Raw genomic sequence first — 15,868 nt, 5'->3', positions numbered from 1 at the left:
CTGATTGTAATTTCTGATTAATGGGAATGGGATTCGTGTTCTTCGCCTTCTAAAGTATCGCAGTGATAAAGGGTGCGTTGCTTTTTCTCTGTACTCTGCGTATTTCCTTTTTTGGCGTCGTCGGAGAAGAGCATTTTCTGAATGATTCTGTTCTTTTCGTCTTTCACCATTTTGTCCTTCAAGGGCTGCTGTGCAGCGTCGAAATAGAGGATTCCGTCTACAAAGGTTTTATCCACGGTGGCGTAAATGCTGAGCGGATTATTGGTCCATAGCACCAAATCGGCATCTTTACCTGCTTCGATGCTTCCGACTTTATGGTCGATCTGCAGCATCTTTGCCGGATTCAGCGTAACCATTTTCCAGGCTTCTTCCTGAGGTACATTTCCATATTTTACGGTTTTTCCAGCTTCCTGATTGAGTCTTCTCGCCATTTCCGCATCATCGGAATTGATGGCCACGTTCACGCCTGCCTGCATCATCAGTGCGGCATTGTAAGGAATGGCTTCCCGCACCTCTTCTTTATATGCCCACCAGTCGGAGAAGGTGGAGGCATTGGCACCGTGTTTCTTCATCTTGTCAGCGACTTTATAACCTTCAAGAATATGAGTAAAGGTCTGCACCCTGAAATCAAACCGGTCTGCCACATCCATCAACATATTGATTTCACTCTGCACATAGGAATGGCAGGTGATAAACCTTTTATCCTTCAGGATTTCCAGCATCGTTTCCAGCCTGAGGTCTTTTCGGTAGTTTTTGTTGACGGCTTTCTCTTTTTCGTATTCCAGTGCCCGGGTGAACCAAAAGTCGAATGCCTGCTCGACACCACCTCTTGACTGCGGGAAGCGGTTTGGGCTATTGCCCCAGTTGCTCTGTTTTACATTTTCGCCCAGGGCAAATTTAATATAAGGTTTTGCCTGTGGAAACCGCATGTTTTCAGCATCTTCACCCCACCGGAATTTCACCATAGAGGCCTGTCCGCCCACTGGATTGGCAGAGCCATGAAGCTGCTGCGCCGAGGTTACCCCTCCGGCAAGCTGTCTGTAAAAATTAACATCATCGGGATCGATGGCATCGCTCATGCGGACTTCGCCGGAATTGTTGGTTCCCGATTCATTCACGCCCCGGGAAAGTCCGATGTGGGTATGTTCGTCGATGATTCCGCTGGTAAGGTGGAAATTGGTTCCGTCGATTACGGCAGCGTTTCCTGGAGAAAGCCCCTGTCCGACCTGCACGATTTTCCCTTTGGAAACTTTTACATCGGTATTCTTTGCAATGCCTTTATTGCTGTTGGTCCATACCGTGGCATTTCTGATCAGATAGTCTTTCTGAGCGGGCAGCGTTTCTGCGCCAAAAGCAGAGAACGGATACCATATTTTTCCTGGTTCGTCAGCTTTGGCGATGTCTTCTTTCTTTGCTTCAGGTTCGAAAGTTTTGACAAAACTGATGGTGAACGGCACACTGTGTCCGTCTTTATCCATAGCAGTACCGGTTCGGTTTTTGAAATCCGTCAGTGGCAGCATGATGCGGTAGTTCTGCAGCGAATCATTCGGAAGTTTCAGTTCCATGGCCATTTTATAATCGGCCACAGCGATTTTTACTTTTCCTTTTTTATCGCTTTGGATAATTTCGGCTTCCGGCTTGGTAATCTTTCCTTTGATCTTAAGGTCGTAGGTCTGGCTGTTGAGCTGTACCCTGTAATCGCCGCGCACATCGGTGTCTGGACTTCTGTTGATAATGTTCTGTTTTCCGGAAACCCAGTTTTCATAGATCACGGCTTCCTTCGCGAAAAGGTCATCTGAAACCATAATGAAATTGGCCAGTGAACCTTGGTTGAGGTTTCCGAGTGACGTGACCTGAAGGATTTGCGCCGGCTTTTGGGTCAGCGACTGCAGGATTTCTTCTTTGGAAAGCCCTTTTTTGTTCAGGTCCCGGAGTTTGTCGAGAAAGGATGCCTTATCTTTCAGTTTAAACATCGTCAGCGCGAAAGGAACTTTTTCTCTGGCCAGATATACCGCATTGTAAGGTGCCAGTTCCCAGTGTTTCAGGTCTGCGACATCCAGTTCTTCGGGGTTCATCATGTCCTGTACCTGGTAAGGTTTGGGGTATTCCAGCGGAAGGATGAAGGTGCCGTTGGTCGCCTTCATTTCTTTCACCCTCTGGTATTCGGTTCCGGAGCCCACAAAGACAAACTGTGTTGCGGCTTCGTCCCCGATATTATCGGCGCGCAGTACGTCCCACTTTTCAGAAGTTTCAATGATGGTGGGCAGTTTCTTAAAGCGGTTGAACGCTTCGAGGTTGGTATTTTTATTTTCAGCATTTCCAGCTTTCCCATACCAGTCAGCATCCAGATACAGCTGACGCAGCAGCGCCACAGCACCCACGAGTGAGGAAGGGTAGGCCTGCCGTGAACTTCCTTTGTCCAGGGACAGCATGAGTCCTGCATCTTCTTTAATGACCTTTTCCGAAGAAATACCTTCGCCCAGAGCGATCAGTACGGCGGAGCCCCGGACAATGCCGTCCTCGTTGAAGCTCAACACCGAACCGAATCCCTGATTCAGATACTCCTGAAAGTCTTTGCCCTGATTGGTAAAGGTGCTTACGGCGCGTGCATCGGCTTTCACCGCGTCATTGTACGCAGATGAAGTGGCGTCTGTGGGCAGGTAAGAACTGCCGGGATTGTACTCGTTGCGTTTGGCTTTTTCGACGCCCACACTGGCATACGGATCGATAAACGAAGGATAGACGAAAGCGCCGCGGCCATCGATCACCACCGCATTGTTTGGAATGCTGACCTTGCCGGAAGCCAGGATTTTGCCTTCCTGAAAGACCAGAACCGCATTTTCGAATTTCGTTTTGTAATCCTGATAGAGGGTGATGTTTTTTACCGCATACACGCTGCGGTCTTTTCCTTTGGTATCATTGGGCCAGTAGCCGACCTGGGCAGACCCGGCCACAAAGATGCCGGCTGCCACAACAGAGAGTAATTTCCTGATCATGAAGTTTAGTTTTCAGAAGTTGGTTAAACGGGCAAATTAATAAATATTTACCACTTAGCGTGCATTATCCGCAGAAAAAAACACAGGTGTTAATGGGGTAGGAGGCATAAGGTTGGATTTTGTGAATGTTTTATATAACAGATCAAGTAACCGATGGGGAAGGTGATGATGTGAAAACAGAGGTTTTTCACGAAAAGATCCAGTCATTCAGTCCACAGCAGCAGTTGTTAGAAAATGTGGTTTTTCTTTATTGCTGATTCTGCAGCCTGCTTCCTGGATCGTGTTTTAGCAAAGTAAAAGCAGTCCTTTTGGAAAACTGCTTTAATGATCTCTATTCTAAAAATAATAACTTCATGGACGGTCAAAAAGGTGTAGGCTGTCCCAAGTGAAGTTGAAGGATTCGACGGGCTTTACCTCTTCTTTTTTATTTTTTCTAAGGAATCGGTGATTATTTAATTCATTTGCGTTCGGTGAATCTTCGATTTCTTGTTTTGCAGATAAAAATGACCCGAGGCCGAGCCGAACTGAGCGAAGCTAATGCTTGGTTAGTAGCACCAGTCATTGTTCTTTCGTCCTTATCAGCCACGGTGATATTGTTAATGAAATTAGTCCGGCGGAAATAGCCGTCACGATAACGTTTCCGTATTGTTTCAGGTCAAGACCGCTTAAAAGCCTTAATGCAATAATTGTCAAAGTGAGTCCCGCTAAAATGGTCCAGTATTTCAAATTTATATTTTCTTGTACTGTCTTGTTTGTCGGTAGTTTATAAATGGAAAACGCAATTATAACTCCACCAAGTAAAGTTGAAGAGTGTTGTAATATTTTCAAGATTGGAATTTGTCCGCCTAAAAAGGCCACCGAGTTTTGCAAAGCTGGAATTGCCTGTACGAAATAGCCATGGTCGTGAGTAAAACTGTCCCAAAAAATATGTGAAACAGCTCCAACTAAAATTGAAATTGATACAACAAGGCAGTTTCGTTTAAAATATTCATTCCAGTCAAACTGCTTAAAAGTTGAAAATCTTGATTTGAAAAAGGTCGGTAAGTTGTTGAATAAACTGTCGCGAACCAAGTTGTGAAAAATGAAAGCGAGTATCAAACCTAATGGTAAGTCGAACCAAAAAAGTCCGTCTATTGTGTGGCTATAATTACTTTGGATTTTCATTCTTAAAAAATATTCAAAGTCAGGCGTCACACTGCCGATGACAAGTCCAGTTAACGAAAACCAATGCCGAGGCAAAAATTTCAGCGGTAAAACAATCGCTGGGTGTGAAAATGTAAACGGCATTTTTTTCTGTATGTTCGTTAATTGGATTTAGTATCGGTTTTTATAATTGGTGTAACGGTTTGTGTATTTCTGCCGGCAGTGATTTAGATAACAGGTCTCTATAAATATAACAAAATGAGCAATTAGTGAAAGTTTTTATGATGGAAATTTCAGCCGCGCTAATAAAAATAACGGATTATACAACGTCTTTTTAAGCTAATCCCGCAATATTTATAAAATTAAACTTCCCAGTTGTTAAATTTAATTCCAGGTAAACATTGCAGTTTCCGCCATCCATCATGCTTGTTTCATAATACTCATAACTTTCTGCTAAGTTTGAATTTTTACAAAAGATATGTGCTTTAATTAAGATTTCATTTTTACTATTTCGAACAGCAACTATTTGTTTTAGATAATGATCGTAATTTTTTAGCTTATTATTTTTTTTAAATTCAGTTTTGAAAATTACATTAATTTTTTCTACTTCTTCTGTACTCAAATCATAATTAGATAAATCCTTCTCACTGTCAAGAGTATGAAAATTTTTATAGTAAGTAAAAACGGCTAAATTAGGCAATTTCGAAAAGTCAATGTTTTTTAGCGTTGATAATGAAGTTTTTTCAATTTTCATTCGATCGGGATATTTACCATCAATAAATTTAACAAAGCCATTTTTTAGTACAGCAGTTTCTGCATTGTTATACTCTAATTCAAATGGGAAAAATTTTAATGTATCTTTTTTTATTTTAATAAATCCTTTAAAAGTTTCATTTTTACTGTGATTTGGTTCATTTAAAATTTCATTGAATATAAATGTACTGTCTGAATAAATTTTTAAAGTTCTTTCAAGTTTATTTAGGTCATTAAAATTTTGCGTTGCAAATAATAATGCTTCCTTTTTTGGCCCTGTATTGTTTTCATACTTATAGCAACCGATAAAATTTAATGATAAGATCGCAAAAATTGTTTTTAGGGCGGTCTTCGTAAAATGCTGCATAACTCGTTTACAGGTAAAATAAAATCACACAAAGCCATCCCAACCCGGTTGTATAAGTATGATAATCGCAATACCTTATTGCTCTGCTAAAATTAGGAAAAATCTTTTACAAATCATCAAACGGTCTTTTTTATCTGCGGCAGGTTTCCGAGGACATTGATTGGTGGTCCTGGACAATTCAATATCAGCGTTCGTGGCCGCAGCAGGATGATCAGCCTTTTTTGCGGGTAAATGAAAATACGGTCTTCAGGAACTCGTCATTGTTTTCGTAATACAGCAGATGACCGCCATTGATTTTTGCTACTCGCTGATTAGGGAATCTGAACAGTTTATAATGGTCGGGACCTACGGCATGATCCTGTGTTCCGGTGATGACCAGAACGGGAACTTTTATTCCCGGAGTCAGCTTTGTAAAATCTCCATAATATTCGTCCATAGACCATACGGTATTTCGGAATCCATTCTCGTCGGGTCTCTTTTCGTCGATTTTATTCAGGATGTCCATGTTTTGCGGACTGTCCGTCAGCAGTTTATACATCAGTACTTTCTCATTCAGAAGCCCCATCGCTTCCGAAAGGGCGGCCATGAACTGTCCGTCTTTGATTTCAATATGACTTCCTGTAAGCTGGTTGGCGTAAGCCACCTGGCCGATCACCGAATCGTTGAGGTAAAGCGTACTGTTGACCAGAATCAGCCCTTTTAGATGACTGCCATATTTTGCCGCATAACTGGCAGCGATAATTCCGCCAAAAGAATGTGCCATCAGATACACTTTTTTCGAACCCAGCTGTTTCCGGATATCTTCAATGTCTTCCACCATTCTGTTCACGGAATAATCATTGGTTACCGACGCCAGAGAGCGGCCGCTTCCACGCTGGTCGTAATACACCATTTTCAGGCGGCTTTCTAAATTTTTACCTTTCATGTTTTCAAAAGAATCGCTCCACATCCCGGGACCGCCATGAACATAAATGCACAGATCGCCACTGCCCGAAACCTTGGTGAAAAGTTTGGTACCGTCTGAAGTTTCAGTATAATACGGAGCTGCAGGATCTGGTTTTTGAGAAAGGGTCTGGGCGAAAAGTAAATGCGCCAACAGAATAAATACTGCGGAAAGATGAGTTTTTTTCATATGAATTGAATTTTGAGGCGGGCAGGAACCCGCGGTTACTGTTATTGTTTTTTAGGATGGTAAAGATCAATAATGGGACGCGTACTGCGCAGGTGATGGCGCGAAGCAGATCCCATAGACGGTTTCGCTTCATTTCCTTTATTGAAGGGTCCGGTGTGGTATCTTGTCTTTGAGGGAAATATAATGATCATCCCCCGTCAGAAAAAGAATTTTCTTGTTTCTGTTTTTGGCGATGATCTTTTTTATGTTTTTCAGCAGTTCATCATTACGCTGGTCATAAAAATCGGTTACCCTTTGATGAACGCTTCCGCGGAGGCTTTCTGCGAGGCAGTTATAAAACTTTCCGGTAAGTTCGCCGTCGTTACTATTCAGAATCTCTGGCAGGCTTTTCGTTTTCAGAATGGGGAGCCGCTCCGTGTTGAAATGGCTGCATTTTGACTTTTTATTGAAATAGACCGTATCTTCTGCAAGTGCTTTTTCATATATTTTAATGGGGGCGGTTTCCTTCCAGTAATTTTCTGGAATGGGTTTTCCTTCGATATCGCTTCCCAGCCAGTCAAATCCTTCTGTTTTTATTTGGGGAAACCACTGCTTCATCATCCACATTTCGTACGGATAATTCTTTTTCAGATAAAGGGAATCCTGCATCATGTCTTCGGGCCGTATTTCTACCGCAATGAGGTCAGGCTTCAGTTCAGCTGCTTTTTCTCTCAGGTGGCGGTAACTGTACTGGCCGTTAATCTGATGAAGCGTGTGAAGGGTAGGGAGCAGATACACTGTAGGGTTATTCGTTTTGCAGCTGTATAAAACGGTACATGCACCAAAGAAAATAAAAAATTTCTGAATCATTTAATGGGGTTCGTTTAATTTTAAGAGGCAGATTTTCAATAACTGCTGATTTGTAGCATCAGTAGATTTTTTGTTACAGATTAATTCTGAAAAATAAGTTTCATTGAACGAAGCCTTGAACCGGACGATTGGGAAAGGTTTCCTTAAAAGAAATGGAGGCTTTTCCGCCGGTTTCGATGGACGGATTCTCTTTTATTACAGGTGTTATTAGAAATCAAACCATTGCCGGGCGTACCTGAAAAGGACAAATAGGAGATAACCATACAACAATATGACTGGCAATGCATAATACCATCTCGTGGGCAGTTTTTCTTTACTGTCGATTTTACTTTTAATGTCGTCCAGCACATATTGGGGGATCAGCCGTAAAGTTGCTCTGATGAGCAGCGGAACAATAATCAGATCGTCCAGCAAGCCTAATACCGGTATGAAATCAGGAATCAGGTCAATTGGACTCAGCAGGTATCCCACCGTAAGTGTTGCCAGTAATTTGGCTGCCAGTGGCGTCCGCCTGTCAAACAGCGCATAGTAAATCGGAACGGTTTCCTGCTTTAATTTTTTTATGTTTTCTTTTAACGTACTGAACATCCGCGTAAAAGTAGAAAATTATGACGGTATTATGGTGACCATGCAAAAGAATCTGCGATTTCGGGCAGCAGCGCCGGGTTCTTCATTGAAAGAATAATTTTTTATGAAATGCAAGCGTGTTTTGATGCCAGAAACACTCATGCTTATGGTAAAGTTTACGGTACCATCGCGGGGAATTGACTGTTGTTTCCATGAAATTCTGACGTACTGAATATACAGATTTTACTCGTTTTATTGAGATAATTTGGTTAATTTTGATCATCATAAACGGAGGTTTTTTCACAGGCCGATGTTATGAACAAGGTGGTTAAGATTCGGTTGTCCAATAGTTTAAATATAAAATATAATGGAAAAGAATTTATTAAAATATTATATTTTTAAACGCCTTGAGTCGGTCGGAAAGCATCTTTCAGCATATCCAAACGACAGAAAGCCTAAACATATTCATGGGTTACGCCTTGATATAAAGATGATAAAGGCGGTGTTTTCTTTTGCCGGAAAGGTTTATCAGCAAAAATATGACGCCACCAGGCTAAGACCATTATTTCGGGAAGCAGGAAAAATACGGGTGAGCGGAATAAGTATCCCTATGTTGGCCAGTGATTCAGGTATTCCTAAAAAGCTCATTTCAAGGCTGCAAAAGAAAGAAGATCTTCTGGTTCGCAGTTTCATCAGCAATTGTTCAAAATACACCTTTCTTATCCGGGATTTCCGCAAAGAAATTTCCCTGCCTGAAAAATTACCCGGCAACAACATCATTAAGAAATACTTTAAAAATGAAATAAAGAAAGCCACTCAGCTTCTCAAGTTGAAAGACCGGGAAAAGATGCACCGCTACAGAATGAAAATAAAGAAAATCATGTATTTATATAACGCTTTGCCTCCTGAAATTCAAAAAAAAATTCACCTGAATGAAGCCGAAATTAAGAAGCAGGAAAAAAAGTTGGGCAAATGGCATGATACCTATTCTGCCATGAAGTTTCTTTCGCCTGGATATCTGCTCATGGAGGAATCACCTGGTTTTTCAAACATAAAAGAAAAGGAAAAAAAACAGTTCAATGCCCTGTTCGCCTACCTGAGGAAAAAAAGCCTCCGGTAAAGCCTTCCGAACCCTGTTTATTTTTGCAAAGCGTTTGCGTAGCCTTTATTGAATTTGTTGATTTTTAAGAAAATATTTGGATTGCAGTTAATGTTTAGTTAAATGCATTGTTTAATTTGTAATTAATGGTAGCGTACGTTGTAACTTTACTTTTTAAATACATTTTTATAAACTAAAAACAACAACCATGAAAATTTTAAAAACAATGCTCAATCCGTTGAGACCGGCTTTAATGTTATTGCTGCTGATTCCTTTCAGTACTGTTTTTGCACAGAATACAGATCAGAAAATGAAGTTGGATAAAATCGTAGAAACAAGCTTTGATGTAAAGGATTTCAACGTCTGGAAGCCCCTGTTCCTGAAAGATTCTTTGCAGCGCAAACAGAATGGAATGAACACCATTATCATCAGCTCAAGGGTGGGGGAGCCCAATAAGATGATGAATGTGGCGACCGTAATGGATGTGGAAAAAGCCAAAGCTGCTATGAAAGACCCTGCTTATCTGGAAAGAATAAAAATGAGAGGCGTCTCTAATCCCAAAGCAGAATTTTATCAGGTCATCCGGCATAATCCCGATGCAAAGGAATCCAAATGGGCGATTATGACGCATAAGGTTAAAGATTTTGATGCCTGGTTGATAGGCTTCGACCAAGGGAAGCCGATGCGCGAGAATGCCGGATTAATTGATGCTTTGGTCGCACGCAATATTGATGATCCCATGATCGTGCAGGTCGTTTGTGATATAACGGATATGGCGAAAGCAAAAGCTTTTATGAATTCTCCGGTACTAAAGGAAAGAATGAAAGAAGCCGGCGTTATCAGCAAACCTACTGTTGAATATTACGAATCAAGAGAGTAATCCTGATCATTTCATGAAAATATTTTAACTCATTCAGGATATTTTGGTATCATAAAATGCCTCACACCAAGCGGGGCATTTTGTCGTTTATCCCTATCCACCGGCCGCCCCTCCCTCCGCTGCTGAGCAGATCCACCTCGTTGGCTTTCTTGCAATGCCGGGAGCGTAGCCGAAGGATTCAACGGATTTTGCCTCTTCTCTTTTATTTTTTCTAAGGAATCGGTGATTATTTAATTCATTGCCTTCGGCGAATCTTCGGTTTCCTGTCTTTCAGACAAAACGACCCGAGGCGGAGCCGAACTGAGTGAATCTAAAGCTTTTTTATTAGCAGTAGTTGTTTTCATTTTTTCGTCAGTCTGTATCTTAAATGTGTGGTCAAGTCCGAGGGTATTACTTCTACAATCTGAATATCGTACTTGTCTTTGTCAATCCCATCAAACAGTCGGATTCCACTGCTTAAAAAAACGGGAGCAATGTGAATGAAAAATTCGTCCACAAGCCCTGCATTGAGAAATTGTTGAATAGTATTCGCACCACCTTGTATTCTTATGTCCTTTCCATTGGCTGATTGTTTTGCTTTTTCTAATGCACTTTGTATTCCGTCATTGATGAAATAGAAAGTTGTCGTCCCTTTTTGGATCCAGGGTTCCCGTTTTTCGTGTGTCAACACATAAACATCTGCTTTATATAAGTCTTCTGGCCAACTGACTTCGCCTTCTTCAAACATTCGTTTTCCCATAATAAACGAACCTGTTCTTGCAATGGTTTCCCTAATAAATTTACCGTCAGGTCCGTCTTCTTTTCCGCCATCCATTCCTAAGTATTCCCAAAATGCTTTTTGTTTAAACATCCACTGATGTATTTGTCCTGAAACACCGCCCATGGGATTTTTTGGACTTCTGTTGTCACCAGCGAAAAAACCGTCAAGAGATATTCCACTGTCAAAGATAATTTTACTCATAACTGTATTATTTATTGTTCGTTAAAGTTAATCTTTGTTCCTTAGTTTAAATGTTGGAAGTGTCGTTTTACCCAGTCCACCAGCCACCGCTGCCGCACGAACCCTTTCGTGTGGTCAGCTTAAAAATCAAACATTCTAAATACTTCAATATCGGTCAAAAGTCCTTATTCATCAGTAATCAGTAATTCTGGTTTCTGTTTTTTTTATAATCTAAAAACCAAATGAATATGACCGCTCACAATGCCCCAAAGCATTAATTTCCAATCCTTTCTCTTTTTAGCAAAATCTCACACTTTCCACAAATAAATCTTTATATTCATTTCTTGTAAAAAACATTCACCGAGTGCACCACAGCATGCTAAAAAAAATATAAACCCTCTGGATTATGAAATTTATAGATATCGCTCATAAAAAAACTATTGATCTAAGATAGAAATAATTTATAAAACGGCCACAAGAAAGGATTCTTGAGGCAGCGGGGGGGCATTTTGTCTTTTATTCATGTCCTCCGATTACCCACTCCCTCCGCTGCTGAACAGCTCCTTCTGGTCTTACAATGCCAGGAGCGTAGCCGAAGGATTCAACAGGCTTTCTTCTTGTCTTTCAGACAAAACGACCCGAGGCGGAGCCGAACTGAGCCAAGCTAAAGCTTAGTTATTAACTGCAGTATTTTTTTCACTTCCACAATTTTTTAAACTCGTTTATTCCGTCTGTTAATCCAGAGGAATAATTTTCTTTTTTAAATTCTGGTAATATTTTTTCGTCCAACACTTTTTCACAAATTTGGTCCGTTAAAATTTTTTCAGTTCCACTGCCCGTACATATTCTTATTTTTCTTAGTTGAACACTAAAAATAATTGTTAGTCCGTTATCTTTTTTTGATTTTCCAATTCCCCAATTATTTGATAAATCAAGGGCATATTGATCAAAATTGTTTTCAGTTAGATCTTTTGTTATTGAAACGATTGCGATTTGATTTGTTGTTTGTGTTTCATATTGCGATAAAATTCTTGTCAATTTGTTGGTTTCTTCATTTGTTAAGACGTTGTCAAAATCAGAAACATAACCCAGCTGTTTAGGGAATTCGGTTTTTATTGCAGTTTTTTTTACCTCATCATTTGAAGTTTTACTTTGTTTTGTTTTACAACTGAAAACTAAAAATAAGAGGATAAATAGTGTAAATAATTTCTTCATTATATTTTTTGCAGAATTTTTGTTAAATATTGCATATACGTTTCGGGGCTTGGCGATGGCGGCCAATACGAAGCCAAAACTTTCAACTAAAATACAGATTTCAACCGAAGCACAAAACGTGAATTAAAAATTCAGCCCGCTGTTGCCAAACCCTTGTGCTTGTTGCACAGCCAAAAATACTAAAAATAAATTTTATAAATATTCAGCAAAAAATAACTATAATTATTTGATAGTTAGTATGTTATTTGTAGATTAGTGAATGCAGGGAAAGAAAATAATTACGCAGCAACTCTTTTACCATCAAAATCTGGATGAGATGGTTCCTGAAGATAATTTCTACCGAAAAGTAAATGAAAATCTATCGCTCGATTTTCTTTATAAAGCCACTGCAAGTTATTACGGGAAATGCGGGCAGGAGAGCATCGATCCCGTCGTGTTTTTTAAAATTCTGATGGTAGGTTATCTCAATAATATAAATAGTGATAGAGGTTCCAAAAATAAAAAATATTCTCTTTACCAAAAAAACAACCTCTCTAAATCGCTTTAAAAGAGTTTGGGTTCTACCTTTATTGGTATAATTTTAAAATTCAATGGTTGTGCAACGCTGACCCTTGTTAGCGGTTCGGCTTTTTGTTTTCCCAAGTTGTTTTTGTCAATTCAAACCAATTTGTTGGGTCGCCTTCATAGTCAAAAGTTTCTTTAAAGGCAAAGCCCAACTTAGTCAATACCTTTTTTGAATTTACATTTTCGGGTCAGTTATTGCAAAAATTGTATCAACATTCAAGTTTTTAAATCCATAGTCTAATATTGCAATTGATGATTCAGTCGCAAACCCTTTTCCCCAATGTTTTTTCTTAAACCGATAACCGAGTTCGTAAAAATTATTGTGATTGTTTAATGGTTGGTTAAAATACTTTAGTCCCGACCAACCAATACATTCGCTTGTTAATTTGTCAATTACAGCCCAACGAGCAATTCCATTTTCCTCGTATTGCTTTTTAAGCATTTTAATCGCTTTTTGTACTTCGTCAATTGTTTTTACAGGCCTGTTTTCAATATACAAATGAACTTCTGGGTCAGAGTCCATTTCAAATAAGTCATTTTCGTCTGTGTATTCTAATTCTCTTAAAATTAGTCGATCTGTTTCTATTAAAATTCTCATCTGTCAGTCGTTTCTTTGTTTATTCGTGTCGTTCGTTAAGCTGACCGCCAACGTTTTTCAGCTTGGCGAAGTGGCGGAAATCGAAGCACAAAACTTCAATTTTGCACAAAGGTTGAACCGAAGAACAACTGTTGAATTTAGCACAAAACCCGCCATTTTGCCAAACTGCGTGTTGGCAGAAGGTGTTTTATAAGCTCGTTTTTATTTCTTTGAAAAAATATCTGATACAGAAAAAATTAATAATACCTAACATACACATTATACCCAAACTGTAAAAATTAAAACCATTATATGTAGTTTGACTATACAAGTAATAAATTATACCAAAATATGCTATATTTATCAAGATGCTATTTTTTTTAATTACTTTTTTAAGCAATATGAATATTACGAAAACAATCCATATATATACAGAAATAAAAATAAGAATAAATTCATATAAAATCCAACCCATAATCAACAAAGAATCTACTTGTTTTAAATTAAAAATTTCTGTGGTGTTATACGGTAAAATAGGGATAGTTAATAATGTTCCTATTAATCCCTGCAAAAGTATTTTCATAAATATATGAATGTAAGCAATAAAAATTATTTTTAGAATATCTCTCATAAAATCTTTTTGTATTAATAACACCCTAAAGAGCTTATATCAGTATTTCCTTTTAAAAACCCTGATATTTTTGTCCAACTGGGACGATAGATTGTTGGCTGAATAATCTCAGCTCCATTTTCACCGCCACCATTGTCTTTTACAAATTTCTTAATTCCGCCTTGTAAACTTTCCCATAATTCATCTGCTTGACTAAAAGCATAAGATTCTTGTGCAAGTGTTAAAATACTCAATAGATTATTTCCTGTTCCCGATAAACTCGTAAATCTATCTACGCCACGTGTATAAATTGTCATGCCTCCATTTGCATCTTCAAAATAGCCAAATAATCGGTTTCCGTTTACAGGATGTAAACCGTCCCATGGGCTGATAATGGTGCTGAAAACCCATGCTTTTGGACCAAATCCTGTACAAATTACAGAGCCAGGATCAAATGGGATGTCAATAGTCAATATTGCCTTAATTGGATTATCTGAATTCCATAAAGCCGTATCGTTAATTCCATAATTTGGATATACTGCTGGATAAAATTGGCTTAAATTTGGTTTTTGAATAAGCGTATTAATATTTTTTCTAAAATAATCAAAAAATTCCGCAGCTGTATATTTTTGACCATTTGGTTTGTTAGGCATTGTAGAAATATGAACTGGAAATAAATCCATATTTACTCGGGGCGCATTAGCTAGTTCTATACCTTGTATTTGTGCAAATGTAAATAAACCTTGATTATTGAGCTGATGTAATTTGTTTTTCACACTTGCAGGTATCGGATGATTTGCAACCTCTTTCCATTTTTCTAATTCATAGCATGAAACATTTATCAACCCATCAGGATTCTGAACTAAAAATTTGTCCAGAGCATAGGCTCTTAAAAAGACATTGTTTGGGTTTACAATTCCTGTATTTTCATCAATGAATTTTGTCCCGAAATCAAAAATAGAAAACGGTTCTGCATCAGGGGTTTGGGCGAAGAAATTCATGAACCATTTAGAATTGTTCCAGCTTGCTGGAGAAAAATTCTTATTTTTTTGATAGTTGAATATATGATCACTGAGATTCTGGTTTGTAATAAGGATATCAACTTCTTCCTGTGTAAGCTGTGTTAACAAAAAACTTTTAAATCTTTTTTGTTCAACTACATCTTCTGAAGGAATGTTGGGAATGTTTGGTTGTGTTGGACTTCCACCTGTTCCGCCACCTCCACCGCCGCCAGTTCCCGGAGTGTATCCACCATTGGTTCCGCCAGTTGTTGTTCCACCGCCACCAGAACTTCCGCTACAAATATTATATGAGCCTACTACTGTCCATTGTCCATCACATGTACATCCATTAATTTCAATCATTGTGCACCCTACATAAACCATTATAGTTTCATTCTTGTTGGAAAAGGAGCTGGTAAGAATATTTCCATCTAAATCCAGATATTGAATTGTTCCGACAAAATCTGCATAGTTATAAAAAGGTTTTCCGTCAGTTGGAATATACTTAGTTAAAAAATAACTTTCAACACCATTATTTCTTACAATATTTAGATTAGTAACAGTATAGCTTGCATCTAATACGGGCTCATTAACAACCATACTTATAAGTTGTCCTTGCTCTGGTAAATCAAGTACAAGAATATTTTCTTCATCAATCTCAAAATCTTCAACCCCCTTGTTCAGTACAGTGTTGTTTTTTGTTTTCGCTTTTATTTCGCTAAGAATGGGTAAGACATCTGGTAATTCGCTTAGTGACTTCTTTTGAATACTATTTTTGTATAAAGATAAATTGAGGTCTTCAGAATTTGTAGATTCACTTCTACAAGAATTGAAATTAGTTAATAAGCATATTGCTAATAAGATAACACAGAATGTTTTTAATTGTAAATTTTTAATCATTTCTTTTAGGTTTTAGGTTAAAATTTATTTTTATTCACAAATCTTGTGGCACTTTCTGCCAACGTTTCGGGTATTGCCGAAGGCGGGGATTTTTAGCACTAAAGTTCAATCTAAAAATGAAAGTTGAACCTTGCACAAATGTCCAATCGAAGCCGTTCAGCCCCGCTTTTGGCAATACCTTGTTCAAGCAACACCTTCGGTGAGCGGTAACTGCTTTTCAAAAATAGTCTATTTATTGTAAAATCTCAACTTTACCTTTCATTTAAAAATTTATA

At 38.7% G+C, this 15,868-nt stretch carries 13 protein-coding genes; 3 read left to right on the top strand and 10 right to left on the bottom strand.

What is annotated here, in order from left to right; all coding sequences use genetic code 11:
* Window positions 1-17: 17 nt before the first annotated feature.
* The 6 genes from QF004_RS07785 to QF004_RS07760 all read right to left on the bottom strand — a co-directional run bounded on the left by QF004_RS07785 (window position 18) and on the right by QF004_RS07760 (window position 7,828).
* Entirely contained in the window at window positions 18-2,996 is a 2,979-nt protein-coding gene (locus QF004_RS07785) for an amidohydrolase family protein (protein WP_307424689.1), read from the bottom strand.
* A 558-nt stretch (window positions 2,997-3,554) separates the two neighbouring features.
* Complete coding sequence (locus tag QF004_RS07780) at window positions 3,555-4,283, bottom strand: DUF4184 family protein (protein WP_307424686.1); 729 nt, start codon at window positions 4,281-4,283, stop codon at window positions 3,555-3,557.
* 190 nt (window positions 4,284-4,473) lie between these two features.
* The gene (locus QF004_RS07775) at window positions 4,474-5,259 is read right to left on the bottom strand and encodes a hypothetical protein (RefSeq protein ID WP_307424683.1); all 786 of its coding nucleotides are present in this window, start codon (window positions 5,257-5,259) and stop codon (window positions 4,474-4,476) included.
* Between the two features lie 211 nt (window positions 5,260-5,470).
* The gene (locus tag QF004_RS07770) at window positions 5,471-6,391 is read right to left on the bottom strand and encodes an alpha/beta fold hydrolase (RefSeq protein ID WP_307424681.1); all 921 of its coding nucleotides are present in this window, start codon (window positions 6,389-6,391) and stop codon (window positions 5,471-5,473) included.
* A 138-nt stretch (window positions 6,392-6,529) separates the two neighbouring features.
* Entirely contained in the window at window positions 6,530-7,240 is a 711-nt protein-coding gene (locus tag QF004_RS07765) for a hypothetical protein (protein WP_307424678.1), read from the bottom strand.
* Between the two features lie 207 nt (window positions 7,241-7,447).
* Window positions 7,448-7,828 carry a YkvA family protein gene (locus QF004_RS07760; RefSeq protein WP_307424675.1) on the bottom strand — a complete coding sequence of 127 codons (381 nt, stop codon included), beginning with the start codon at window positions 7,826-7,828 and terminating at the stop codon, window positions 7,448-7,450.
* A gap of 346 nt (window positions 7,829-8,174) precedes the next feature.
* Between QF004_RS07760 and QF004_RS07755 the strand changes: the two genes are divergently transcribed.
* Together QF004_RS07755 and QF004_RS07750 are read left to right on the top strand one after the other, a co-directional pair.
* Window positions 8,175-8,927, top strand: a complete 753-nt coding sequence (locus tag QF004_RS07755) for a CHAD domain-containing protein (protein WP_307424672.1) — start codon at window positions 8,175-8,177, stop codon at window positions 8,925-8,927.
* A 187-nt stretch (window positions 8,928-9,114) separates the two neighbouring features.
* Window positions 9,115-9,786 (top strand): hypothetical protein, encoded by a 672-nt coding sequence (locus QF004_RS07750; protein ID WP_133440182.1) that lies wholly within the window; start codon window positions 9,115-9,117, stop codon window positions 9,784-9,786.
* A gap of 340 nt (window positions 9,787-10,126) precedes the next feature.
* On the opposite strand, the gene QF004_RS07745 is transcribed toward QF004_RS07750, so the two are convergent.
* Both QF004_RS07745 and QF004_RS07740 read right to left on the bottom strand, forming a co-directional pair.
* A complete protein-coding gene (locus tag QF004_RS07745) occupies window positions 10,127-10,747 on the bottom strand; it encodes a dihydrofolate reductase family protein (protein ID WP_307424668.1) in 621 nt (206 codons plus the stop codon).
* 675 nt (window positions 10,748-11,422) lie between these two features.
* Window positions 11,423-11,941, bottom strand: a complete 519-nt coding sequence (locus tag QF004_RS07740) for a YgcG family protein (RefSeq protein ID WP_307424665.1) — start codon at window positions 11,939-11,941, stop codon at window positions 11,423-11,425.
* 259 nt (window positions 11,942-12,200) lie between these two features.
* On the opposite strand from QF004_RS07740, the gene QF004_RS07735 reads away from it, so the two are divergent.
* A complete protein-coding gene (locus QF004_RS07735; protein ID WP_307424661.1) occupies window positions 12,201-12,488 on the top strand; it encodes a hypothetical protein in 288 nt (95 codons plus the stop codon).
* Between the two features lie 192 nt (window positions 12,489-12,680).
* Here QF004_RS07735 and QF004_RS07730 read toward each other — a convergent pair whose 3' ends face one another.
* Together QF004_RS07730 and QF004_RS07725 are read right to left on the bottom strand one after the other, a co-directional pair.
* Entirely contained in the window at window positions 12,681-13,103 is a 423-nt protein-coding gene (locus QF004_RS07730; protein ID WP_307424658.1) for a GNAT family N-acetyltransferase, read from the bottom strand.
* 624 nt (window positions 13,104-13,727) lie between these two features.
* Entirely contained in the window at window positions 13,728-15,593 is a 1,866-nt protein-coding gene (locus QF004_RS07725; protein WP_307424655.1) for a hypothetical protein, read from the bottom strand.
* Between the last annotated feature and the right edge of the window lie 275 nt (window positions 15,594-15,868).

It is taken from the genome of Chryseobacterium sp. MDT2-18, from assembly GCF_030815285.1.
Classification (GTDB): domain Bacteria; phylum Bacteroidota; class Bacteroidia; order Flavobacteriales; family Weeksellaceae; genus Kaistella; species Kaistella salivictor.
The sequence above is the reverse complement of the archived record's forward strand: the minus strand, read 5'-3'. Positions and strand labels throughout refer to the sequence as shown.

Bases quoted from the DNA above. Each gene is read 5' to 3' on its own strand.
- QF004_RS07730 (WP_307424658.1), bottom strand. From the start codon at position 13,103: ATGAGAATTTTAATAGAAACAGATCGACTAATTTTAAGAGAATTAGAA.
- QF004_RS07770 (WP_307424681.1), bottom strand. From the start codon at position 6,391: ATGAAAAAAACTCATCTTTCCGCAGTATTTATTCTGTTGGCGCATTTA.
- QF004_RS07750 (WP_133440182.1), top strand. From the start codon at position 9,115: ATGAAAATTTTAAAAACAATGCTCAATCCGTTGAGACCGGCTTTAATG.
- QF004_RS07755 (WP_307424672.1), top strand. From the start codon at position 8,175: ATGGAAAAGAATTTATTAAAATATTATATTTTTAAACGCCTTGAGTCG.
- QF004_RS07775 (WP_307424683.1), bottom strand. From the start codon at position 5,259: ATGCAGCATTTTACGAAGACCGCCCTAAAAACAATTTTTGCGATCTTA.
- QF004_RS07780 (WP_307424686.1), bottom strand. From the start codon at position 4,283: ATGCCGTTTACATTTTCACACCCAGCGATTGTTTTACCGCTGAAATTT.
- QF004_RS07740 (WP_307424665.1), bottom strand. From the start codon at position 11,941: ATGAAGAAATTATTTACACTATTTATCCTCTTATTTTTAGTTTTCAGT.
- QF004_RS07765 (WP_307424678.1), bottom strand. From the start codon at position 7,240: ATGATTCAGAAATTTTTTATTTTCTTTGGTGCATGTACCGTTTTATAC.
- QF004_RS07735 (WP_307424661.1), top strand. From the start codon at position 12,201: ATGCAGGGAAAGAAAATAATTACGCAGCAACTCTTTTACCATCAAAAT.
- QF004_RS07785 (WP_307424689.1), bottom strand. From the start codon at position 2,996: ATGATCAGGAAATTACTCTCTGTTGTGGCAGCCGGCATCTTTGTGGCC.
- QF004_RS07725 (WP_307424655.1), bottom strand. From the start codon at position 15,593: ATGATTAAAAATTTACAATTAAAAACATTCTGTGTTATCTTATTAGCA.
- QF004_RS07760 (WP_307424675.1), bottom strand. From the start codon at position 7,828: ATGTTCAGTACGTTAAAAGAAAACATAAAAAAATTAAAGCAGGAAACC.
- QF004_RS07745 (WP_307424668.1), bottom strand. From the start codon at position 10,747: ATGAGTAAAATTATCTTTGACAGTGGAATATCTCTTGACGGTTTTTTC.